Raw genomic sequence first — 22,291 nt, 5'->3', positions numbered from 1 at the left:
AAAACTCTTTATTTAAGCCCGCATTTCTGATAACATACTAATTAATGTTTTTATTTGAGGCTACAGCCGTCATCGTGCTGGGGCTCGTGACAGGAAGTTTTATTAATGTATGCGTCTACAGATTGCCGCGCTGCCTGTCGATAGTATATCCCCCGTCCAACTGTCCTGCATGCGGGCACAGGCTGGCATTTTTTGACCTTATTCCGGCACTGAGCTTTCTGCTTTTGAGAGGCAAATGCAGGTACTGCAAAAACCGGATATCCGCGAGATATCTTGTCGTCGAGCTGGTCACGGCGGCATTGTTTTTTTTCATATATCAAAGGTACGGCCTCACACCGGAGCTTGTTTTTATGCTGGCATTTGCCGCTATAATCGTACTTATTACATTTGCGGACCTTGAGACGCAGATTATCCCTGACCAGGCAAATTATCTGGGATTAGCGACCGGGTTGGCATACAACTATTTTTCTGGGAAAATAATGGTCTCATTGATAGGCGCGGTCTCCTGCGCTGTTGTAATGTATGTCATATATAAATTAGGTACATATTTCTATAAAAAGGAAGCGATGGGCGGCGGAGACATAAAACTCGCGGCGTTTTTCGGCGCTTTTTTCGGATGGCAGAACGGATTGCTTTGCCTTTTTATTTCATTTATCGTAGGAGCGGCAGCAGCATCGGCCTACATGATCTTTTTGAAGAAAGGACGGCGTGACGAGATACCTTTCGCCTTTCGGGCCGTCCATGACAGCCGCTGCGGTAATAACGCTTTTCTTCTCCGCAAGTATCTGGCGGTGGTACCTCGGCATGTAAACGCCGGCTTGTTAATCAGTCCGGGAATTGGTATCATATTTTTATAACAAGATGACCGAAAAAATATCAAAATATATCGATTACGCGATCGAGATCACTATTCTGCTCATAATCCTGTTTGCTCCTCTATACTTTGACAGAAGGATCGGCATAGTCTTTTCTTTAAGCAAGGCGACATGGATAAGAGCGCTTACGCTGATAGTCGTCGGCCTGTGGGTGACAAAATTATCGGTCGGGGGAGGCAAAAAACTTATCAGGACCGGGCTCGACCTTCCTGTCGTCACGTATCTGTTATGCGTTGCGGCCGCCACGCTGCTTTCGATCAATGTATATATAAGCATCGTCGGTTCTTACGGAAGATATGAAGGCTTCATCACGATAATAAATTACGCGGCACTGTTCTTCATCTCGACAAACTTTTTGGCCGATGAAGTCAAGATGCGCAGGGTGTTGATGCTGTCCGTCATGGCCGCTGTCGTGATGTCCTCTTACGGTTTGATCCAGAGGCTGGAAATAGATCCGTACGCATGGGGCGGGGTACTTACGGCCGAAAGGGTCATAGCGACAATAGGCCAGCCGAACTTTCTGGCAGCTTACCTTGACATGACGTTCATGCTCGGGCTGCTGCTGCTTTTTACGCTGAAAAAGAACTATCCGCTTTATAAGATCGAGCTGAAACCCAAGTATAAGAAAGCGGCTCCGACTTTCAGGCGCGACTGGAACGAGATATTCTTCCAGGCGAAATTCGCACTGGCCTATATCTCAGCTCCTCTCATATTCATCTACGCGATCTACCATGCCGAAGGGAATACGATGCTGGTGCAGTGGCTTCTGGCATTTTTGCTGATATTCGGCATATCCATATATTTTTCGTGGTATTTTGAAGAACTTGACACGAGACTGATGAACATAATCCTGACGGTCTCTCTTTGTTTCATTTTCCTGGGGATACTCTCCACCCAGAGCAGGGGAGGATGGTTCGGTCTTATATGCGCGCTCGCGCTGTTCATCCTGCTGTGCGGCCGTAAAATATTTTTCGACAACATAAGGATATGGGGACTTATCGCGGGTATCTGCGTCCTGGTCACGCTGTTCTCTTTCATGAATCTCGGGTCCCAGCAGGCCCAGAGATTTTTTGAGGTAAACGTGGCGGAAAGATCCGGAGCAGCCAGGCTGGACCTAAAGGGAGCGGCGGGATCCCGCCTTGAAACATGGACATCCGCGCTCCGCTTTATTCCCGACAGGCCGGTATTCGGAGTGGGACCGGAGGTCATTAAGATGGTATTCCCGCAGTACGAGACCCCGATGTTCCGTTTCAAAGAAGCGTTCCATGTTAAACAGGACCGCTGCCATAATGAAGTCCTTGACATGACCGTTACAAGAGGGTTTGTGACCCTGTGCGCCTATATTTTTCTCCTGGCGCAGGTGTTTTTTCTGTGCATTTCGGGGATAAAAAAACGGCCGAAAGATCAGATAATGCTCAGCGGGCTGCTCGGGGCGATGACGGCATATCTTGTCCAGAACCAGTTCAGCTTCGGGGTCGTGGCCATCACATCGCTTTTCTGGATAATGATCGGAATGGCCGCGCACATAACTTCCAAAAAAGAAGAGACCCAGGAGCGGAAAAAGGATTTCAGGCCGGACTGGGTGCCGGTGATCCTTGCATGGGCCCTGATAGCCGTGCTTTTATATATATCGGCATTTCCGTATATAGCGGACAAGTTTTACAAGACGGCAAAGAACGAATCCGACTCTAACCAGGCAGAAGCCAGTCAGTCCGATTACAAAAAGGCGCTCGATTTTTCCGCTTATGAAGGGATGTATTATACGAATTTCGGAATGGCCGCGCTGAACGTCAGGTCGGGCAACAGGGAAGAAGATATAAAACAGGTAAAGCGCACGGTCTCGATATTCGAGCAGGGCCAGAAAGCCGACCCTTATAATGCCGATAATTATTACATGGCGGCGCGGACATACCTTATATTGACCGACCTCAAAGCCGGCGATTTTAATCAATCATCAGAGGCCTATACGATCGCGGCTATAAAGATAGACCCGTATTATGCCGAGGCATACCAGAACATGGGTTTCTTGAGCGAAAGAAAAGGCAGGACTAAAGAAGCGATCTCTTTTTATGAAAAAGCATTCGCAGCGAACCCGACGCTTGCCGATGTAGGAAAGGCGATCTACAGATATTACAAGTTCACGAACGAGCCTGAAAAAGCAGCGGAGGTATTCGATAAAGTACTGGCGCAAAATCCGGACGGCATCGATGTTGCAGTCATGATAGGAAGTATTTATACGGATCTCGGGATGTTTGACAAGGCAAACGACTATTATACTAGGGTGCTGGAAAAAAACAGCGGTGACGTGCGCGCCATGACGGGTATCGGGATCATCTGTGTCAATACGGGAAAGACGGACAAGGCTTTTGAGATTTTCCAGACTGTGATGCTGTCCGACCCGGCTTACCCGCAGCTTCACAGCGGGCTGGGGCTTTATTATTATAAAAAAGGCGATATCAAGACCGCAAGACAGGAAGTCGACCAGGCGCTTTCGCTTGACGGCCAGAACGAAACGGCTTTGAAGTTGAAGAACATCTTAAAATAGGACCGAAGGATGACGCTAAAAAACATAAAATGGGACCTGACGATCTTTATCCTTCTGTTGCTCGCGCTTGTCATAACCGTAAAAAATGACCTTGATATGCTGGCAAACCTGAAAAAGCAAAATGAAAAGATGTCTGTAATGGTCAAGCAGGAAACCGAGAGAAAACAGTATTTGCTCAAAAAATTGAGATCATTAAATAGCGATGATGACATCGAGTTGATCGCGAGACAGAAATTAGGGCTGGTAAAAAGCGGAGAAACTGCCTACAAAATAATCTATAATAAGTAGACCGTCAGCCGCGGTGGTGGAATTGGTATACACGAGGGACTTAAAATCCCTTGGATGCATAATCCATGCCGGTTCGACTCCGGCCCGCGGCATTCATTAAAAGACCTGATTCAGGCTATCTCCAGCGTTTCTATCTTCGAGGTCAGCGCTGTCTTTGTGATGTTGAGCGCCTGCGCGGTTTTTTTAAGGTCAAAATTACATTTTTTCAGGACGCCTCGGATAAGGTTTTTTTCGAACTTAGACGACATTTCAGCAAGTGAGAACTGCCTGGTTTCTTCGGAAGCAGGGAACAAGCCGCGGTCCAGGAAAAAACCGTACGGCAGGTCCGAGGCCCTGATCATCTGCTGATCCCTGGAGCAGATAACGCGCCTCAGAAGGCTTTTTAGCTCGCATTCATCACCGGGCCAGGAATAAGAGGAAAGAATATCAAGCGCGTCCCGGCTCAATTCCTTGAAACTCCTGTTGTATTCGGTATTGAGTTCTTCCATGATATCGCTTGTTATGCTCGCGATGTCTTCTTTTCTGCGGTTCAGAGGCGGGATCTCCACGGATGAGTCCTTGCAGAGCGACAGCAGCTTTGCGGAAAAAGCGCCCTCATCCGCAAGCGATTTCAGGTCTTTGCAGCTGAAGAACATCACCCTGACATCGGCTGAAAGGGAAAAAAGGCTTCCCCTCCGGTTGAATGATCTTTCCGAAATAAATTTTAACAGCGCGTCCTGCACCGTCAGCGGCGCATTCTCGATGTTCAGAATAAGGACGCTTCCGCCGGCGGCTTCTTCAATGATGCCGGTGTCTTTTTCAAGAGCATTTATGAAAGAGCCTTTACCGCTTCCGAAAAGCCTGTCATAAAGGATGTCTTCCTGGATGTTTTGCGCTATATCGATGACCTTGAAGGGGAGGGCTTTTCTGCCGCTTTTTAAATGGACAAAGAACGCGAATCTCTCGACATCGGAACCTCTTTCGCCGGTAAAAAGTACGGTAGCATCGGATGAGGACAATTTGTCCAGTCTGGCCGTGACGTCGCTTATCTGCTTTGAGACCCCCGGTATTTCGGGAGCCGATGGCCGCGACTTCGCGCCGTTCCTTATCTTTTTTGTCTCGTGTTTGAGTATCTTTTTTCCGGTCAGCGCTTTTGTCATCATGATTATCTGGTCCACGTCAAACGGCTTGACTATATAATTATTTGCGCCTATCCGGATGGCTTCGCCGGCTTTCTGGATATCGTTCACGGCGGTGACCATCACGACTTCGATGGTGTCATCGATATCTTTTATCTTGCGGAGAGTTTCAATGCCGTCTATCCCGGGCATGCGGATGTCAAGGTATACCAGATCTACGCTTGAATCGACGATCTTCTTGACCGCGGCCTCGCCCGAAGCGACGCCGACCACATTATACTGGTCCTGCAGTATAAGTGAAAAAGACTCCCTTATACTTGTCTCGTCGTCCACCACGAGGACCACGGGTTTTAATTCCGGTGTCATGCGTTGAGTTCCGTTGGCTTTGCGAACCTGTCCATGATTATCAGGGACTGTTTCCTCAGTTCGCTGTCGGATATGATGCTTCTTGAGATTGTGGATACCATGTTCTTTGCTCCATCCTTCTTAAGCAGGCTTTCGCCGAATTCCACGGTGAGGGCAGCCGTCACCATCTTTTCTACAGCTTCGCTGATGCTGTCCGAAGTACAAAAAACTTCAGTAAGGATACCCTCGAACTTCTCTATTTTGTCCTGGTCCTTGATGCCGAACATCAACGCGCCTTCAAGATCTTTTGAGGGTCTTTTCCCGATGGTCCTGTCGAGATTATTACTTTCCATGGTCTTTTCCTCCTTCCGCTATATCTATAAGAGGAAATAAGCAATTTGCCCGCCTTCGCCCTCCGGGCTTCGGCGGACAGGCCCGCCGCTCTAAATCCGAACAAAATCAGCCAGAGCTTCCCGTAAAAAATGCATATAAAAATGTGCAGGTGCACATGTTTATGTGCAAGACAATTGTAATCCTAATTAAGTTTTTTTTCAAGCTGCAGAAGAGTGTTCCTGTGGATCCCCAGCATTTTTGCGGCTTTGGATTTGCTGCCGCCGGCTTTGACGATTATCTGCCTGATAAAGTCCTTTTCGAACTCTTTTGTGGCCTCTTTAAGGCTGAGACGCCGTATCTCCCTGATAGTAGGCGACTTTTCATCCTTTGTTATCTCGCTGGGAAGGGACTTTGCGGATATGTATTTTTCCTTTCCCAGGACGACGAGCCTTTCGATAAGGTTCCCGAGTTCCCTTACGTTGCCCGGCCATGAATAATCATTCAGCAGACGAGCGGCTTCTTCAGTCATGCCGATTATGTTCTTGTTAAGCATTACGGCGTATTTCTTTATGAAATGCGCCGCCAGAAGGCCTATGTCATCTTTTCTTTCGCGCAGGGGAGGGACAATGACAGGGATCACGTTCAGCCTGTAAAAAAGGTCCTCCCTGAACTTGCCCTCTGCGACGACTTTTTTCAGGTCAATATTGGTGGCCGAGATTATCCTCGCGTCAATATCTATAGGCCTTTCGGAACCGACGCGCTCGATCGTCTTTTCCTGAAGTACCCGGAGCAGTTTGGCCTGCATGTTGGGAGCGAGGGTCGCTACCTCGTCAAGGAATATCGTCCCGCCGTCGGCCATCTCAAATTTTCCCAGGTGGCGTTCGAAAGCTCCCGTGAACGAGCCTTTTTCGTGGCCGAAAAGTTCGGATTCTATGAGGTTATCCGGAATAGCGGAGCAGTTGACCGTGATGAACAATTTGGCGGAGCGGCCGGATCTTTTGTGGATCTGGCGCGCGACGAGCTCTTTGCCCACTCCGGTCTCACCCTGGATCAGTACTGTCGCGGAGCTGCCGGCGATATCGTCGATCAGCGAAAAAAGTTCCTTTATCTTCCGGCTGTTGCCGATCATCCGGTCTTTCAAGGGACCGATAGACTGCCTGAGGATGAGGTTCTCTTTTTGTATGGATATTTTTTCAAGAGCTTTTGCGACCAGCAGGGACAGTTCTTCAAGATCGAACGGTTTTGTGATGTAATCATACGCGCCGTGTTTCATCGCATCAACGGCCTTTTTGACGGTGTTGTCCGCGGTTATCATTATTACGTTCATCGTCTCGTCGATCTTCTTGATCTCCTGCAGGACCTTGAGCCCGTTCGTGCCGGGCAGACGCAGGTCGAGAAGCACAAGATCGACACTTTCCCTGACGATCTTTTGAAGCCCTGTCTCGCCGCTTTCGGCTTCGGACACATCATAAGAATCCTTCAATGCCATCTTCATGGAAGCCCTCAGGTTCTTATCGTCGTCGATTATCAGTATTTTAGGCTTGTTCACGGCTTGCCTTTCTTACGCTCTGCGACCGTGCCGATGGAAAGTTTTTTCCTGTAATCGGTCACGGTCCTTCTTTTTATGTCAAAGCCCCGGGCTGAAAGCAGCCTTTGTATGTCGGAGTCCGACAACGGGGCCTTATTGTCCTCTGCTGAGATCAATTGAAGTACCTTTTCCCTGAGAGAATTGGTGGTCGTCCCCAGTATCTCTTTCGGGCAAAGGGACTTAAGGCTGATCACGCCTTTCGGCGTCTCGATATATTTTTCGGAAACGGCCCTGCTGACGGTCGAGGGATGGATGCCGAACTTTGCCGAGATGCTTTTTTGAAGCAGAGGGGCCGGGTGAGCGGACTTTCCGAAAAGATAATCCTTTTGTTTTTCGGTGATCTCTACAGCGATCTTTTCAAGCGTTTCGCCGCGCTTTGCAAGCTGCTCGATGAGCTCGTTGGCCTTGTCTATCTTTTCCTTGATGAACGAGACGGTCGCCGCGTCGGTCCCGGGGTCCTTAAGCATCTTCAGGTACTGAGGGCTCAGCTTGATGACAGGCCCGTATCTGGTCTCAAGGTTCACCAGTTTTATTTCCGGCCCTTCTTTTTTTACGGAAAATGACGGAATGGCCGGGGTCGCGGATGAAGAGAACGCGGCTCCAGGATAAGGGGTCAGGTTGTTCTTTATGAAATCGCATATCTGGAGCGCCCCTTCTTCGGTTATGTCAAGCGACTTTGAGATAGCGGCCAGGTCTCTGGAAGCGATCTCGTCCAGATGGGAGGAAACGGCTTTCTTAAGCAGCTTTACCAGGGTCTCGTCTTCAAAATCATATTCGCTGATCTGGATCAGAAGGCATTCTTTCAGGTCTCTCGCGCCGATGCCGTCAGGCTCAAGGCCTTGCAAAAGGCCGAGCGCTTCTTCGATCTCTTTTTCCGCGGCGCCGAGAGCGCTCATAACGGCCGGTGAAACGCTTTCCCAGTCCCTGATATAGCCGTTGATGTCGAGATGCTTTATAAGTTCGGTCACGATCTCTTTTTCCTTTTCGGAAATATCGAGCAGTCCGGCCTGCGACATGAGATGGGGCACAAGTTCGACGCCCTTTTGTATGTAATGCTCAAAACCGGCCTCGCTTCCTTCTTCCGGAAGGCCGGAAGGGGTCTCTTTCAGGGGCGTGCTGCTGTGGTATCTCAGGTATTCTATCATCGCGTCCCTGCGTTCGATTTCGATAAGCGGATTTTCTTCGGCTTCCGTTTTGATCTTTTCTACGAGCTCGGCATACGGAAGGTTCAGAACGTTCAGCATCTGCAGCATGCGGGGGTTCAGCATCAGATTTATATTCAGTGAAATATCCAAGAACATGTTTTGACCGGCGGTCATGCCCATATTTTTCTCCCCATTAACTATCCGCTGTATTTTTCCAAAATTTCAGTTATTTTATTATATAACGCCTGATATTTTTTGGAAAGCTTTTTATTGAAAACCGCGTCCCGGCAGGTTTATCTTGACTTATATGGAACTGAAAGACTACAATATATCTTGTGAGAATATCTTTAAAAAATTCAGCGGCGGCAGCCGTCCTTTTTATGATGCTTGCCACGGGCCCTGCGCTTGCGGCTTCGATGGTGGACCCTTCAATAATCGGCGTGGGCGCGAGGTCGCTTGCGATGGGCAAAGCATACATCGGTCTTGCGGATGACGCGGCCGCGATATTTTTAAACCCCTCCGGCCTGACCCAGATCAAAGGTTTTGATTTTACTTCGATGCGTGCCGCGTTGATAGGTGATGTGAATTATACTGTCATCGGCTGTGCGATACCGGTCCCGGCAGGATATCTCGGAGCGGGCTTTGTGTCTTCGGGGATAAGCTCGATCCCTCTCACAAGATGGACAAGTTCGGGCGGGGTCGACAGGCCCGAGGTCTATTCGACGACAGATTTTTCATCGAACGTATTCCTTCTGTCATACGCCAACAGACTGAGCTCGCTTTTCAGGAGCGAAAAATTAAAGAACGTCTCTTTCGGAGCGACCCTCAAATATTTTACCCAGTATTTTTCACAGTCGTCCGGAGCGCTTGACGGGGCCAGCGGCACGGGCCTCGATATGGATATCGGCCTCAAGCTGAAGGCGCGAAAATGGCTTGATATAGGTTTAGTTGTGACAAATGTGATCCCTTCCAGCATGGGGGGCAGATTTATCTGGAAAAAGAACGGGGTCGCCGAAGGGATACCGGCGTACTTTAAAGGAGGTCTTGCAGTGCGCGTGCTGGGAGAGAGCGCGATAAAAAAATATTCAACGTGGGACCTTACGGTGCTTCTTGACGCGGAAAAGAACATGGACCAGGACAATTATCCGGCGCTTTTCCATACCGGGCTTGAATGGAAGATGAACAAATACCTCGCGATAAGAGCAGGGCTTGACCAGCAGGCCGCTGCGGACACGTCCGGAATGGGTACAGAGACGAACATGACGTTCGGCGTGGGATTCAAATTAGCGCCTTTCTCGTTCGATTACGCTTATCACAGGTACGGGGATATTTCGGACAACACGACGCATTACTTTTCTATAGGATTTTCGCCTGAGCCAAAGCCCGAAACTCATGTCGTCGAACCCCCTGTTTTGAAATTGAAGCAGATCGAGCCGGCCGGGGAAGAAGAAGATATCGAACCTTTTTATCCGACACTCAAACCACTCAAACAAAATCCAAAATAGCGGCATCACAAAATATAAAAACTGCGCTCGGAGAGAATTGAACTCTCAATCTTTCGCTTCGTAGGCGAACGCTTTATCCGTTAAGCTACGAGCGCATCCGCTACTACTTGATACGCTCTTTCACGCTCATGTAGATAGAAACGCAGGAAGTCTTAAGGAATACAAAAAGATAAGAGATGATCAGTCCGGACAGTATCGAGACAAAAAATGAGAAGATGGCCCATGCCGCCTGTGTCGCGGGGGAAAAGGACGGTATCTCTACCGCGGCCATCGCGGCAAAAAGTCCGGATGCCGAACCGAAAATAACGAGGCTTATGATATTCGACCCGAGAAATATGGTGAATGCGAAAGCGCCTGCCAGCACCCCGACTATCGATACCGGTACCAGGCACATCAGTATCTGGAGAGGCGCTTTTTTTGTAAGGGCGTATAGCTTCCCGACAGCGGAAAGAGCCGACGCGCCGTCGACCGCGATTATTTCAAAAAGCAGCAATGTGCCGAACAGCAGGAACAGGAGCAGGAAAGCGTTCAATAAAATGACAGGAACGGTCAAAAGTGACAGGATTATCTGGCCCGCGCTGAATTTACCGATCATGAATACCGCATATTCGGCCAGCAGGACCACTGCGGAAACGGCGAGCCAGACGACAGGGGACAGGGCCAGCGCCAAAAGATTTTTAGTTGAAAAGGACATCGCGTCCTTAACGGAAAGTTTCTCGCCGGTCGTGAGCTCCTTATAAACCATAATGCTTGTCCCGCCGCAAACACCGATCATAACAATGTAAAAATATATGGCGGCGATGACCTGCAGAATGACCGCCAGGGCGAAATTCTTCGGGATATTGCCAAGCCACAACAAAAGCATGGCGCCAAGGAACGCGGCCGCGGCTCCCAGGAACACGAACAGGACTTTCTTCAGGTCAAAAGCTACTTCGAGGCAGTCAAAAACTTCCCTTGAACCTATCTTCATATGATTCTCCTTTCAAAAATACCGGGCTTTTCAATGATTATACAGAATATGTCAAGGATTTGCAAAGAAAAACCTTTTTTATTTCCGCTTTATTGACTCCATAATAAAGAGTATCTTTCCGTTCTTCATATCATAGAACTCGATAGGAGCCGAGGGTTTATATCCTTCTGCCGAGACATATTTCATCAGAACGGGATAGGCTTTCATGGGAGCGATCATATATGAAAGAAAATTCTTGAACGGGAATTCCGCGATGACGCATTGTTTTTTCTTAATGGTCCAGGTCTTATATTTTTTCTTTAACGGAATGAACCTCTTGATATCCTTGGCTTCCAGCACGCAGCCCAAATTGCTCCTTAACTTATCCTTGCTGACCTTTGACGGATCGTCATAATAGATGCCGATAGCGTTCACGGTACTGAACCCGTCCAGCTTCAGCGACCAACAGAGTTTATCTATTACTTTACCGGCCTGGTTGTAAGGTCCTATAAAGTTTTCGTAAACGAACGTGTACGGACCGAACTCCCGTTGCGATATTATCGGGTCACTGAAAGCCCCCATATAATAAAGAAATGCCAGAACAGCGAGGACGATAACAGCAAGATCGATAAAAAGCCATTTCAAGAATTTCATTATTTAGATCCTCCTTGAGGATATTATACAACAAACATGGGGGTGTTGAAACAAAAGAAGAACAACGAATAATCGCCCTAATGCGACGGATTATTTTCAGGGCTTATTTGCCGATCCCGATTTTCTGCTCATTATCTTTTCGATCACGGCTTCTATCGTCTCTGTGGAGACCGGTTTCTCAAGATAATATTCGTCAAAAAGGCCTGCAGATCTGATCTTGGCATCGTCGGTAGTGACGGCTGAAAGCATGATAACGGGGATCGACCGGGTCTCGCGGTCCTCTTTTAAAAGTTTAAGCACCCCGTAGCCGTCAAGAACAGGCATCATTATATCCAGAAAAATAAAATCAGGTTTGAACCTTTTTGCCGCCGACAGGGCATTCTGGCTGTTGGATTCCGTTTTTACTTTATATTTCTTGATTGCCTCGAGATTAATCTTTATCATCTGGACTAGCGCCACCTCGTCATCGACAAACAATAACTTTATTGCTTTCATGTCTTCCTCCTTTTCAGACTGTATTTTTTGAACCTAGATGTGCGGGAAGGACGATCGTCAGTTTCGTTCCCTTGCCCTCTTCGGTTTCCAGGCCGATCAAGCCGCCGTGGCCGTCAACGATGCATTTTGCGGTCCCCAGGCTTAAACCTTCATCAAGGTGTTTATTCGAGAAGAAAGGATCGAACACCCTGCCTAATTTATCCTGCGGTATCCCTTTGCCGGTATCTTCCACTTCGCAGACAACGGCGGTCTTTTCGGGGTCAAAAAGCCGCGCCGCTTTTTCAATGGTCTCATGTTTGATATCGCCGAACTTACTATTCCTGATCCTTACCGACAAAGTACCGCCCCCAGACATGACATTGATCGAATTCAAAAAAAGCGTGATAAAGACCTGCTTCAGACGGTTCTCATCCGCCCTTACGACCGGATGCTTGCATTTGAATTCTTTGACCAAAACTATGTTATTCAAAGACAACTGCTTGCTGACCAGATCGAGGGAGGCTTCAATGATGTTTTCGATATTGCAGTCCATAAAATCCACATTTGTTATCCTTGAGAAATCAAGAAGGTTGCGCACGGAAGAATCCACCCTGAGCACAGCGTCCTTCATTTTATTTAATATGCCCAGATTTTTAGGCCCGTCATTTTTCATCACTTTCTGCAGATACTCGATGCCCAGCATCACGATCTCAAGGGGATTTTTAACCTCATGCGCGACATTACCTGCCAGCTTGCCGATAATGTCCATCTTTTCGGCCTGGATCATCTGGTATTGGTTGTCAGCCTGAAAACAACCTGCGGTATTTTCCGCATTTATTTCAATTTCTGTGGGCATTTTTAATTTTTCTTCTTAAATTATTATATATTAACCCGGGTAATTGTCAAACGGAACGATTTAATGAAATTTCCCAAAAACGTGTTCGATAACAATTAGGAATGCAAACACATGAATAAAACATCAATTTTACCTAAGATAATCCCGGCTTCTTATGAAAGCAGGCACATATTCTCTCGACGTCATTCTGCAAGAATTGCCGCTCTGGCAAATTCAGGGATGGATGTGGGGAAACTGGCGAAAATACCGCCGATATTCATGACAGCCGATCTGACGTGGCGTTGTAATTATAAATGCGTGGGTTGCGTCGATTCCAATGTCGCGTTCAGAAGAGATGAAATAAGCATGCCGTGGAACATAGCAAGCGACCTGCTGGATTACGCCTCCAGGTTTGGAATCGAAGGTTTTATGATAATGGGAGGAGAAGTGCCTTTATATGAATATTTTGATGATTTTTGCATGCACGCGGCAAAGCTCGGGATAGCAATATCCCTGGTCAGCAACGGAAGCACGCTTGATAAGCATATCGATGCCCTTGTAGCAGTTCAGCAGGTCGCCGGTTCTTCGATAAGAGTCTCAATGAACCAGTATGGAGACAAATATATTAAGCATACGAACGGCGATGTGCCGTTTCAGAAACTTATTGATAATTTTTCCCTTTTGTCTTCCAGGGGGATAAGGATACTTGTGTCGACCGTGATATTTTGCAGGTCCGCGGAAGAAAGGATACATACGCAGAACAATGTGTTCGACATCGCGCCGCTTGCTTCAGCCCTTAAACAGGCCGGCGTTGCAAGCCATCTACTGATCCCCGCAAGGGACCCTGCCTCCAAATCCATGTTCCCTCTCTCCGGAGAGGAAGAAGCGGAGATCGCACGCGTAACGGGCTCTGACTGGTCGCCGATGAAACTCGGAAAAGCCGGGGTCTTTGAAAATATCGGGCATGTCCCCCGTCAATTTACGGTGTGCCCGTCGAGTCTTCTTAAAGTCCTTGTGGGAGCTAACGGCACGCTGTATTCATGTACTGATTACCGCGGGGTGAACCAGGCTGTTATCGGCCAGCTCGACGATTCTCACACATTTGAACGGGTCTGGCACAGTGTAGACAGGGTTAGAAGGCAGATGGCTTTCACCTCTTTATATATGTGCAGGGATCACACATGCCTTCGCGAAAATGCGAACAACCTTCTCGATGATCTTATGGCGGGCAGGATAAAAATGGAGGATATCGAACTCACTCAGTCTGTTGATCCGTTCTTTTAGGGAATCAGGTTATTTGTTATGACAATGGGGGAAGGTCAATCATTGCTTTGGTGTCTATATTGCACGGAAGTGCCATGTTGCGTTCCGTTGCTTTACCTAGGAATAATGGGAGCTGACCATCAGGGTCGTCAATATGATGGTTTGCTAACGCGAATTTGATGCGATCGATGATATTGATAAATACTTTTGAAAAATGCGCGATGGCAACTCCATGATCGCTTTTGGCTTCACATGCATCCAGGCAGCCATTAATAAATGTGCGGTCAAGGTCGATGATCTTATCAAGAAAAGGCCCGATAATAGCATTCCTTGGATTGGTCCCCTTCCAGTAGAGTTTACCGTTCAAATATCTGAACAGGTCAGCGCTTTGCTTTTCCCAAAGCCCGTACAGGCCGGCGACAACTTTCACGTCTTTATCGGAATAGTCGAGTATCCTATGAGACACCGTATCCAGATCAAGATCAGGAGAGACCAATCCTTTTGCGATAAGTTGTGCAGTCAACCGGCTTCCTGCCTGTGGCCTTAACGTGTTGAATATCCTGGATTGTCTGCGATGAAGCCCTGTCTCTTTGATAAAAAGCATGCTCTCTCTCAGTTCCCGGATCGTGGCGTCAGGATCAAAAAAGATGTAACCGGGTTCGAACGGCATATGGATCTCATGATCCAGCAATCGCATGGCCTCCCTGCTCTCATTTGCCGTCACCCCCTTGCCGTACCTTATTAATTGGGAGGGGCTCCCTGATTCGATCCCTAAATATACTTTCCCGAAACCTGCCTGCATCAGCTTCCTGATAATGCGTATCCTGTCCGTGTTCCGGTCTTCACCGTCACGTGCTTTGAAGATATTATCAACCCTTGCGGAAAAATGTGAGACTGAAATAGCGGCCTTTAATTCTTTGCCGAGCTCTTCTATGGCTTTGGCGACTTTCTCCGCTGTCCTGATGCTCTCATAAAAACGATTCCCGTTCATGTGCCCGAAAAACTCCGAATCATTGGACCAAAATCCGGTCTTTGGATCGGCCTGCAGAAGCCGTCTCATCCTGTTGATCACTATTTCTGTTTTGAAAGGCTTCCAATCATCTCCGATAGAGCAATAACGGCAGGAATGGTATGGGCACCCCCGGCTGAACTCGACCCCGCCGGCCCAGTCGTTTTTGTATAGTTCTTCCGCTACAGTTAAGTCAAGATCGGGATAATTTATCAGGTCTACCCGTTTTTTAAAAATATCGCCGTCAGGTTTTGTCCTGACGTTTGGGATACCCTCATAATTTGACGGATCATTTATCCTCGCTGATGTTATTGCTCTCTCGACTATGCGGCACAGGGCATCCTCACCCTCCCCTTCAACAGCGAGAGTGTCTTTGAATTCTGGCAGAGTAAGAAGTTTTCTGCTCCCATAGGTGGCGACATTGTTTCCGGTGATCACAAGCGGCAAAATATCGGACCCTCTCATCTTTGAGATTATCGACAAGGCGGCATTGAGCGTCTCCCATCTCATTGAAAGCCCGACAATGTCCGGCCGATCTGCCGCCAGTCTGCCGGCAATCGATTCCGCAGTCTGTCTGTGGAGAACTTTATGATCCTGTTTTTCCGCAATACTTTTCTTCTCAAGCTCTTCCTGCATGTCGTACACCTTGACTTGGACCGGGATACCTCGCTCTAATGCCCTTTTCCTCAAATAACCTGCGAGAATATTGACCGCAACGGGCTTCAATTCACGTACGTGAAAATTCGGAGATGCAAGATTTACAAGCGCAACCTTTATTTGTGCCATATTGTTCCTATTAACATATCGAGCAGAATATCGGAAAATTTCAAATATATTGATTTGGTTCTGTTGGAAAGTTGTTAGAAAGACCCGACCTACCAACGGTGTAATCGTTAGACAAAAAAATAAGGACAACAAATTATTGCCCTTATATTGCTAAAAAACGGAGGGGGAGACCATCCTTCGTCCCGATCAGATCGGGACTTCGGCGGGCGTGGATTTGGCCTCTCGCTAGTAACGGCTAAAATATTTCCTGGTTATTAAAATTGCTAATTAAAATCAATTGAAATTTCATAAAAATAGCATCGATATATAGCTACTGAGGAATATCTGATAAGGAGAATAAAATGACACAAGCAGTGAGTAATAATATGAGTTTCACGAGCGTTAATTATCTTGGGCGGATAAACAATCAGGGGAATGTCGAGGTTAAAAATCCTTCGGACAATGAAAGACCTTTGTTGCTTGCACAGCTTGCACCACCAATGTTAGTTATGGATATAAAGAATAAATCTGGGCAAACAGCTCTAATGAAGGCAACAATCAATGGGCATGTAGAAGCAGTAAAAGCACTTATTGAGACTAAGGCTGATGTGAATGCCAAGGACGATACTGGAACGACGGCTCTGATGGAGGCAGCGATCAATGGCCATACAGATATAGCAAAAGCTCTTATAAAAGCAGGAGCTGATGCGAACGCAAAGAATAATGATGAGCAAACGGCCCTAATATTGGCAGTAGTTAAAGAGCATACAGAAATAGCGGGATTACTTATTGAAGCTAAGGCTGATGTGAATATAACCGATTTCTATCGCAGCACAGCTCTAGTAAGAGGAGCAGAAAGAGGGAATATAAAGGTAGTAAAAGCACTTATAAAAGCCGGGGCTGATGTTAATATAAAAAATCAGAATTGTGATACCCCTATCATAGCGGCGGCAAAATTATGGGATAAAGAAATGAATACAGAATTGGTTAATATATTTATCAAAGCCAGGGCTGATGTAAATGTCCAGAGTAGATATGGTTACACAGCTCTAATACATGCAGTTAACAACACAGAAACAGTAAAAGCACTTATAAAAGCCGGGGCTGATGTGAATGCAAAGAAGTATAATGACGATACGGCTTTGATAGAGGCAGCAATTCTTGGGCATACAGAGACGGTAAAAGCACTGATAAAAGCAGGGGCTAATCTGAATGCGAAGGGGCATGAAGGACATACGGCTTTAATAGCGGCAGCAATTGTTGGACATGCGGAGATAGCGAAAGCACTTATTGAAGCAGGAGCTGATTTGAAAGAAAAGGATGATCTTAGATTAACAGCTCTTTCATATGCATCAATATTAAGAAAAACAGATAACCCCCACCATGATGAAGAAGAAAAAAAAAAAAAAAAAGAAATCGTGGAGATATTGATCAGGGCAGGAGCCAAATAATAATCTTAAAGTGTGTTAATTAATGTTCACCGGACCAAGAAATAACGCCTCTATTCTTCAATATACTGTTAAGTTTTTACCGCATTTTGGTAGAAGATTGTTAGAAAGACCACACCTACCAACGGTGTAATTGTTAGACGAAAAAAGAAGAGCAACAAATTATTGCCCTTATATTGCAAAAAAACGGAGGGGGAGACCCTCCTTCGTCCCGATCAGATCGGGACTTCGGCGGGCAGGGATTTGACCTCCCCCTCGACTCTGGTTCGACTCCCCTTCGACTCGCTCACTACGTTCGCTCGCTCAGGGTCGCTCACCATTCGCTCGGGGCAAGCGCCCCGCTTTGGGCGGGGGCTTCGGGCCATGGCGATTTGCCTGTCGCAATCTCACCTCGCTTGGGCTCGGGTATCGATTGCTTTTCCTCGCTTTGCTCGGCGGCAAATTGCCTTTCAAATCTCACCCCGTTTTTGCTGACGCAAAAAAGCCCCCCGATCTGATCGGGGGGCTCTCCGCTTTCGCTTCGCTCAATCGGAGGGGGAGAGATTTGAACTCTCGCTGCGACTTACATCGCACTAACGGTTTAGCAAACCGCCCTCTTAAGCCACTTGAGTACCCCTCCACTCGCTCGCTTCCGCTCGCTCGTTTTGAGAGGGAAGGATCCCTCTCAACGCTCGCCGGAAATAATCCGGCTCGCTGCTCTCCCTCATTATATATAACAAACATAGTTATTTCAATTTTCACTGCGATAAACAGGTCTTATCCCTGTTATACTTTTATTATGAAGGCATATGTTGTAAGTCTCGGTTGCCCTAAGAATCTCACCGATTCGGAGGTGCTGATGGGCCATCTGGCGGCTTCCGGGCACACGATCTCCTTAAATCCCAGAGAGGCCGAGATCATCATTGTGAACACCTGCGCTTTCATTAAGACCGCAAGGGACGAAGCGGAAAAAGTGATAGGTGAAATGGCCGCCTGGAAGAAAAAAGGAAAATGCAAGAAACTTTATGTGGCGGGATGCCTGCCAAAATACCTGGGGATCAAAAATAAAAGAATAAAAATGGACGGAGTAAATTCGTTCGTCGACAGCATAAAACTTTACGATTCAAGATCTCCGCGCGTCAAAGCAACGCGCCCGTGGACAGCTTACGTTAAGATCTCGGAAGGCTGCGACAATGATTGTTCTTATTGCCTGATACCGAAGATCAGGGGAAGACGGGTCTCAAGAAAACCTGAGGATATCCTGAAGGAAGTAAAGATGCTGGCTAAAAAAGGAGTAAAAGAGATAATCTATATCGCGCAGGATACTACCGCATACCCCGATCTTCCTGGTCTTCTCAGAAAAACGGCGGCCGTAATAGGAGTTGAATGGATAAGGATAATGTACGCGCACCCGAAGCATGTTACGGACGCTCTGATCGATGCCATCGCCAAAGAACAAAAGATCTTAAAATATATCGACCTCCCGATGCAGCACGCGAGCGATAAGATATTAAGATCGATGAACAGAAAATATTCAAAGAATGACCTGACCCGTCTGGTCTCAAAATTAAGAAAAACGGTCCCGGGTATCTGTATCAGGACGACTTTCATCGCCGGGTTCCCGGGAGAGACTGAAAAAGATTTTAATGAATTGCGCGGCTTCATCAAAAAGATGGGATTTGACAGGGTCGGCGTGTTCCCCTACAGCAGGGAAGAAGGCACTTCAGCGGCAAAGATGGAGAACCAGGTCCCCGAAAAGATCAAGAATACCAGGGTCAGGAAACTGATGCAGATGCAGGAGGGGATATCAAGAAAGATCAATAAGGCGTTCATCGGCAGGACCGTCAAAGTCATCATCGAAAACCACGGGAAAGAATATTTTGTCGGCCGCAGTTTCCGCGACGCTCCGGAAATAGACGGAAAAGTCCTTGTCAGGGCAAAAAGGCGGCTCAGGTCCGGGGACATTGCCGAAGCAAGGATCACCTCAGCGAATGCCCATGATCTGACGGGCAGCAGCGATTTCTAAAGGCCCCGTTTAATGTTATACTTTTCTTGAAATGTCCAATATCTCAAAAGCGTTCAAAAAAGGGAAGGCCCTCATAACTTTCATCATGGCGGGCGATCCGTCGCTTTCTAAGACCGAAACGCTTGTCCCGGAACTTGAAAAAAGCGGGGCGGATATCATAGAGATCGGCATACCGTTCTCGGACTCGATAGCGGACGGGCCGACTATTACCGAGGCGGCAGAAAGGGCTATAAGAAAAGGCACAAATGCGGCTAAGGTCATCCGGGCGGTAAAAAAGATCAGGAAGAAAACGCAGATCCCGATCGTCCTGATGACAAGCTATAATATCGTGTTCTCTTACGGCATAGAAAAATTCATAAATGACAGTTCAAAAGCCGGGGTAGACGGCCTGATACTTCCCGACCTGCCGATCGAAGGCGCAAAAGATATCAGCAAGAAAGCTCAGCAAAAAGGTGTCGACCTCATTTTCCTCGTCGCGCCTAACAGTGCCCCTGAAAGGATAAGGATGGCCGCAAGGCATTCAAGAGGATTTATTTACATGATGTCGCTGACAGGCACCACGGGAGAAAGAAAGCAGCTCTCCGGTGAAATAGGGGCGGTCATCAAAAAGATCAGGAAATATACTAATAAACCGATCGCTGTGGGTTTTGGAATATCGACCCCTCAGCAGGCCGGATTAGTGTCAAAACATGCTGACGGTGTCATTGTCGGGAGCGCGATAGTCAAGCTTATTCATGAAAATATTAAGAAAGTGCCGAAGTTTATCGCAGAACTTAAAAAAGCTATCTGTACCTGTTGATCTCGTCCCTTAATTTCTTTGCCGCTTTGGCTGGGTCATCCGAATAGATTATTGACCGCGATGAATTGATCACAGCCCTGTTCTTGTCTTTTGTGATCCCGTTCCTTACAGATTGTTCCAGGTCTCCTCCCTGCGCGCCGATGCCCGGGATCAAGATAGGCATATTAACAGCGATCTCCCTGATCTTTTTTAATTCACCGGGATTCGTCGCGCCCGCCACAAGACCGCAATTGCCGTATATATCCCATTCCTTGACGTGCTTTGCCACGTGTATATAGAGCGGAACTTTTTCGTCCCCGCTGTCCTGGAAGTCGCGGTACCCGGCGTTTGATGTAAGGCACAGGATGAACGTGCCGCGGTCCCGGTACTCAAGAAAAGGTTTTATCGAATCATATCCGAGGTACGGGTTGACCGTTGTCGCGTCGGCTTTGAATACTTCAAAGGCGCTCTTCGCGTACGCGCCCGCGGTATGGCCCACGTCGCCTCTTTTGGCGTCAAGGATGACGGGTATCTCGTCGGGGATATACTCTATTGTTTTTATCAGCGATTGCAGGCCGTAGATGCCGTACATCTCGTAAAAAGCTATGTTCGGCTTATACGCGCAGACAAGATCTCTGGTCTTGTCCACCACCATCTTGTTGAATGAAAAGATCGGGTCTTCTTTTGAAAGGAACTCTTTCGGCATGCGCGCGAGGTCTATGTCGAGCCCGACGCATAGAAGGCTGTCATTCTTTTCGCCTGCCTGGTCAAGCCTGTTCAGGAAGTCCATTGTTTTGATTTGCCAGCTGTTCTTTGATATCTTCGCTTACGGTATCGCCTATAGTTATCTTAGGTCCGTTAGCGGCGGGCTGCGCCTGTTTTACCTGTGCTTTTTCTTCGTCGATCTCCGCTTCTCTTATAGACAGTCCAATTTTTTGTTCGTCGGGCGAGATGCGCAGCACCTTTGCCTTGACAATATCGCCTGTCTTTACCGTTTCCTGCGGGTTCTGCACATTCTTGGAGGTAAGCTCGGTGTTATGTATCAGGCCTTCGATCCCTTCTTCGATCTCCACAAAAGCGCCGAACTTGGCAAATCTCAGTACCTTAACTTCGATCAACTGTCCCGGCCGGTACTTGTCAGCGGCGTTCGCCCAGGGGTCCGGCTGGAGCTGTTTTAATCCCAGGGATAATTTTTTATACTGCCTGTCGACGCCTATCACAAAGACCTCTATCTCCTGTCCCGGAGAGAGGACCTTCGACGGGTCGTCGATCCGTTTCCATGAGAGGTCGTTGATATGGACAAGGCCTTCGATGCCGTTGATGTTCACGAACGCGCCGAACTTTTTTATATTTGAGACGGTACCTTTGAGGACCTGGCCGATCTCTATCTGGTCGAACAGTTTTTCCCTGTCGACTTTTTGCCTTTCCTGGTTGCCGAGCCGGTGAGACATTATGATCTTGCTGCACCTGCGGTCGATCTCTAAGACTTTTACCGGAATGATCTTTCCGACAAAATCCGAAAGGGGAGTGTCCGGCCCTTTAAAGACCTGCGATGCCGGGACAAAACCTCTTATACCCGAAAAATCCACCACCAGGCCGCCGCCGACCGCCGAAGTGACCTTGACCTCAAGAGCGGTCTTGAACCTGAATGAATCGTACAGAGCCCTCCATTTGCCTTCTATTTCCGCTTTCTTGAGAGAGAGCAGCACGTGCCCCTCTTTTGTCGATACCGCGTCGATGAGCACGTCGATCTTGTCTCCCACGTTAAGGGCCCTGTCGCCGATCTCGTGGCTCGGGATGAGACCGTCGGATTTGTAATTGATATCGACAAGGATGCCGGTTGGATCGATCTTGACAACGGTGCCTTTGACAATATCGCCTGAATTATATGTCTTGAAGGTCTTGTCATAGCGGTCTTTTGTGGTCTCGGCCTGCGGCGCCGCCTTTATTTCTTTAACGGCAGCGGCCGGCTCCTGTGAAGGTTTCATGACCGTCTGCTCTTCTTTGGGCTGCAACTCGGGTTTTGGGGCGGCGGGTTTTATGGTGAAAGGAGTTGCCGCGAAGGCGCTTTCTTTCTGAGCCGAAGCGGGCCTTTCCTTTGTCTTTGATTCGCTGAGGGTCTCCGCTATAAGAGCGTCCAGCTCGTTAAGGCCTTCCCTTGAGCTCAGGGAACCGATCGAAGTGCCCTCGAGACCGGGAGGCGTGAATGAGCTGCCGTTTTTTTGGTCATCTTCCATAAATCACTCTGTTTTCAGAATACCATAACGGGATTTTTTTTTCAAATTGTATGAATACGCAAAAAACCGCTTGACAATCGTACTGGTTAGTTTAGAATAATTTTGTAGACATATTTATATATAAAGGAAGTG

19 protein-coding genes and 3 tRNA genes are annotated in these 22,291 nt (G+C 47.7%); 9 read left to right on the top strand and 13 right to left on the bottom strand.

Annotated elements, in window-relative coordinates:
• Nucleotides 1–44: 44 nt before the first annotated feature.
• The 4 genes from NTZ10_04605 (at nucleotide 45) to NTZ10_04590 (ending at nucleotide 3,800) form a co-directional block, all read left to right on the top strand.
• On the top strand, nucleotides 45–857 hold the full coding sequence (locus tag NTZ10_04605; GenBank protein MCX5749502.1) for a prepilin peptidase: 813 nt from the start codon (nucleotides 45–47) through the stop codon (nucleotides 855–857).
• A 4-nt stretch (nucleotides 858–861) separates the two neighbouring features.
• Nucleotides 862–3,420 (top strand): O-antigen ligase family protein, encoded by a 2,559-nt coding sequence (locus NTZ10_04600; GenBank protein ID MCX5749501.1) that lies wholly within the window; start codon nucleotides 862–864, stop codon nucleotides 3,418–3,420.
• Nucleotides 3,421–3,429: 9 nt separating this feature from the next.
• Complete coding sequence (locus NTZ10_04595) at nucleotides 3,430–3,708, top strand: septum formation initiator family protein (protein MCX5749500.1); 279 nt, start codon at nucleotides 3,430–3,432, stop codon at nucleotides 3,706–3,708.
• 7 nt (nucleotides 3,709–3,715) lie between these two features.
• A tRNA-Leu gene (locus NTZ10_04590) sits at nucleotides 3,716–3,800 on the top strand.
• 18 nt (nucleotides 3,801–3,818) lie between these two features.
• Here the strand turns inward: NTZ10_04590 and NTZ10_04585 are convergent.
• From NTZ10_04585 to rpoN, 4 genes are all read right to left on the bottom strand, one after another.
• Nucleotides 3,819–5,192, bottom strand: a complete 1,374-nt coding sequence (locus NTZ10_04585) for a sigma-54 dependent transcriptional regulator (protein MCX5749499.1) — start codon at nucleotides 5,190–5,192, stop codon at nucleotides 3,819–3,821.
• Nucleotides 5,189–5,524: a hypothetical protein gene (locus NTZ10_04580; protein ID MCX5749498.1), complete on the bottom strand. Its 336-nt coding sequence runs from the start codon at nucleotides 5,522–5,524 to the stop codon at nucleotides 5,189–5,191. The genes NTZ10_04585 and NTZ10_04580 overlap by 4 nt, the downstream gene beginning before the upstream one ends.
• Before the next feature lie 182 nt (nucleotides 5,525–5,706).
• On the bottom strand, nucleotides 5,707–7,053 hold the full coding sequence (locus NTZ10_04575; protein MCX5749497.1) for a sigma-54 dependent transcriptional regulator: 1,347 nt from the start codon (nucleotides 7,051–7,053) through the stop codon (nucleotides 5,707–5,709).
• On the bottom strand, nucleotides 7,050–8,411 hold the full coding sequence (gene rpoN / locus NTZ10_04570; GenBank protein MCX5749496.1) for an RNA polymerase factor sigma-54: 1,362 nt from the start codon (nucleotides 8,409–8,411) through the stop codon (nucleotides 7,050–7,052). The genes NTZ10_04575 and rpoN overlap by 4 nt, the downstream gene beginning before the upstream one ends.
• A 161-nt stretch (nucleotides 8,412–8,572) precedes the next feature.
• On the opposite strand from rpoN, the gene NTZ10_04565 reads away from it, so the two are divergent.
• Nucleotides 8,573–9,742: a hypothetical protein gene (locus NTZ10_04565; GenBank protein MCX5749495.1), complete on the top strand. Its 1,170-nt coding sequence runs from the start codon at nucleotides 8,573–8,575 to the stop codon at nucleotides 9,740–9,742.
• 22 nt (nucleotides 9,743–9,764) lie between these two features.
• Here the strand turns inward: NTZ10_04565 and NTZ10_04560 are convergent.
• The 5 genes from NTZ10_04560 to NTZ10_04540 all read right to left on the bottom strand — a co-directional run bounded on the left by NTZ10_04560 (nucleotide 9,765) and on the right by NTZ10_04540 (nucleotide 12,675).
• A tRNA-Arg gene (locus tag NTZ10_04560) sits at nucleotides 9,765–9,837 on the bottom strand.
• Nucleotides 9,838–9,845: 8 nt separating this feature from the next.
• Entirely contained in the window at nucleotides 9,846–10,712 is an 867-nt protein-coding gene (locus tag NTZ10_04555; protein MCX5749494.1) for a hypothetical protein, read from the bottom strand.
• Nucleotides 10,713–10,790: 78 nt separating this feature from the next.
• Complete coding sequence (locus tag NTZ10_04550) at nucleotides 10,791–11,345, bottom strand: hypothetical protein (protein ID MCX5749493.1); 555 nt, start codon at nucleotides 11,343–11,345, stop codon at nucleotides 10,791–10,793.
• A gap of 96 nt (nucleotides 11,346–11,441) precedes the next feature.
• The gene (locus tag NTZ10_04545; GenBank protein ID MCX5749492.1) at nucleotides 11,442–11,840 is read right to left on the bottom strand and encodes a response regulator; all 399 of its coding nucleotides are present in this window, start codon (nucleotides 11,838–11,840) and stop codon (nucleotides 11,442–11,444) included.
• A 13-nt stretch (nucleotides 11,841–11,853) separates the two neighbouring features.
• Entirely contained in the window at nucleotides 11,854–12,675 is an 822-nt protein-coding gene (locus tag NTZ10_04540) for an ATP-binding protein (protein ID MCX5749491.1), read from the bottom strand.
• A gap of 111 nt (nucleotides 12,676–12,786) precedes the next feature.
• On the opposite strand from NTZ10_04540, the gene NTZ10_04535 reads away from it, so the two are divergent.
• Nucleotides 12,787–13,938 carry a radical SAM protein gene (locus NTZ10_04535; GenBank protein ID MCX5749490.1) on the top strand — a complete coding sequence of 384 codons (1,152 nt, stop codon included), beginning with the start codon at nucleotides 12,787–12,789 and terminating at the stop codon, nucleotides 13,936–13,938.
• A gap of 16 nt (nucleotides 13,939–13,954) precedes the next feature.
• On the opposite strand, the gene NTZ10_04530 is transcribed toward NTZ10_04535, so the two are convergent.
• The gene (locus NTZ10_04530; protein ID MCX5749489.1) at nucleotides 13,955–15,712 is read right to left on the bottom strand and encodes a hypothetical protein; all 1,758 of its coding nucleotides are present in this window, start codon (nucleotides 15,710–15,712) and stop codon (nucleotides 13,955–13,957) included.
• A gap of 341 nt (nucleotides 15,713–16,053) precedes the next feature.
• On the opposite strand from NTZ10_04530, the gene NTZ10_04525 reads away from it, so the two are divergent.
• Nucleotides 16,054–17,142, top strand: a complete 1,089-nt coding sequence (locus NTZ10_04525; GenBank protein MCX5749488.1) for an ankyrin repeat domain-containing protein — start codon at nucleotides 16,054–16,056, stop codon at nucleotides 17,140–17,142.
• Nucleotides 17,143–17,668: 526 nt separating this feature from the next.
• Here NTZ10_04525 and NTZ10_04520 read toward each other — a convergent pair.
• A tRNA-Ser gene (locus NTZ10_04520) sits at nucleotides 17,669–17,758 on the bottom strand.
• A gap of 159 nt (nucleotides 17,759–17,917) precedes the next feature.
• Between NTZ10_04520 and rimO the strand changes: the two genes are divergently transcribed.
• Together rimO and trpA are read left to right on the top strand one after the other, a co-directional pair.
• Nucleotides 17,918–19,144, top strand: a complete 1,227-nt coding sequence (gene rimO, locus NTZ10_04515; GenBank protein ID MCX5749487.1) for a 30S ribosomal protein S12 methylthiotransferase RimO — start codon at nucleotides 17,918–17,920, stop codon at nucleotides 19,142–19,144.
• A gap of 31 nt (nucleotides 19,145–19,175) precedes the next feature.
• A complete protein-coding gene (gene trpA / locus NTZ10_04510) occupies nucleotides 19,176–19,943 on the top strand; it encodes a tryptophan synthase subunit alpha (protein ID MCX5749486.1) in 768 nt (255 codons plus the stop codon).
• Here trpA and pyrF read toward each other — a convergent pair.
• Together pyrF and NTZ10_04500 are read right to left on the bottom strand one after the other, a co-directional pair.
• Complete coding sequence (gene pyrF / locus NTZ10_04505; GenBank protein ID MCX5749485.1) at nucleotides 19,927–20,712, bottom strand: orotidine-5'-phosphate decarboxylase; 786 nt, start codon at nucleotides 20,710–20,712, stop codon at nucleotides 19,927–19,929. The two genes, trpA and pyrF, sit on opposite strands and share 17 nt — an antisense overlap.
• Nucleotides 20,690–22,159: a S1 RNA-binding domain-containing protein gene (locus NTZ10_04500; protein MCX5749484.1), complete on the bottom strand. Its 1,470-nt coding sequence runs from the start codon at nucleotides 22,157–22,159 to the stop codon at nucleotides 20,690–20,692. Before NTZ10_04500 ends, pyrF begins: the two co-directional genes overlap by 23 nt.
• Nucleotides 22,160–22,291 lie beyond the last annotated feature (132 nt).

The organism is Candidatus Saganbacteria bacterium (assembly GCA_026387835.1).
In the GTDB taxonomy this organism is placed as follows: Bacteria; Margulisbacteria; WOR-1; order JAKLHX01; family JAKLHX01; genus JAPLKZ01.
This window is presented reverse-complemented; position numbering and strand designations above follow the sequence as displayed.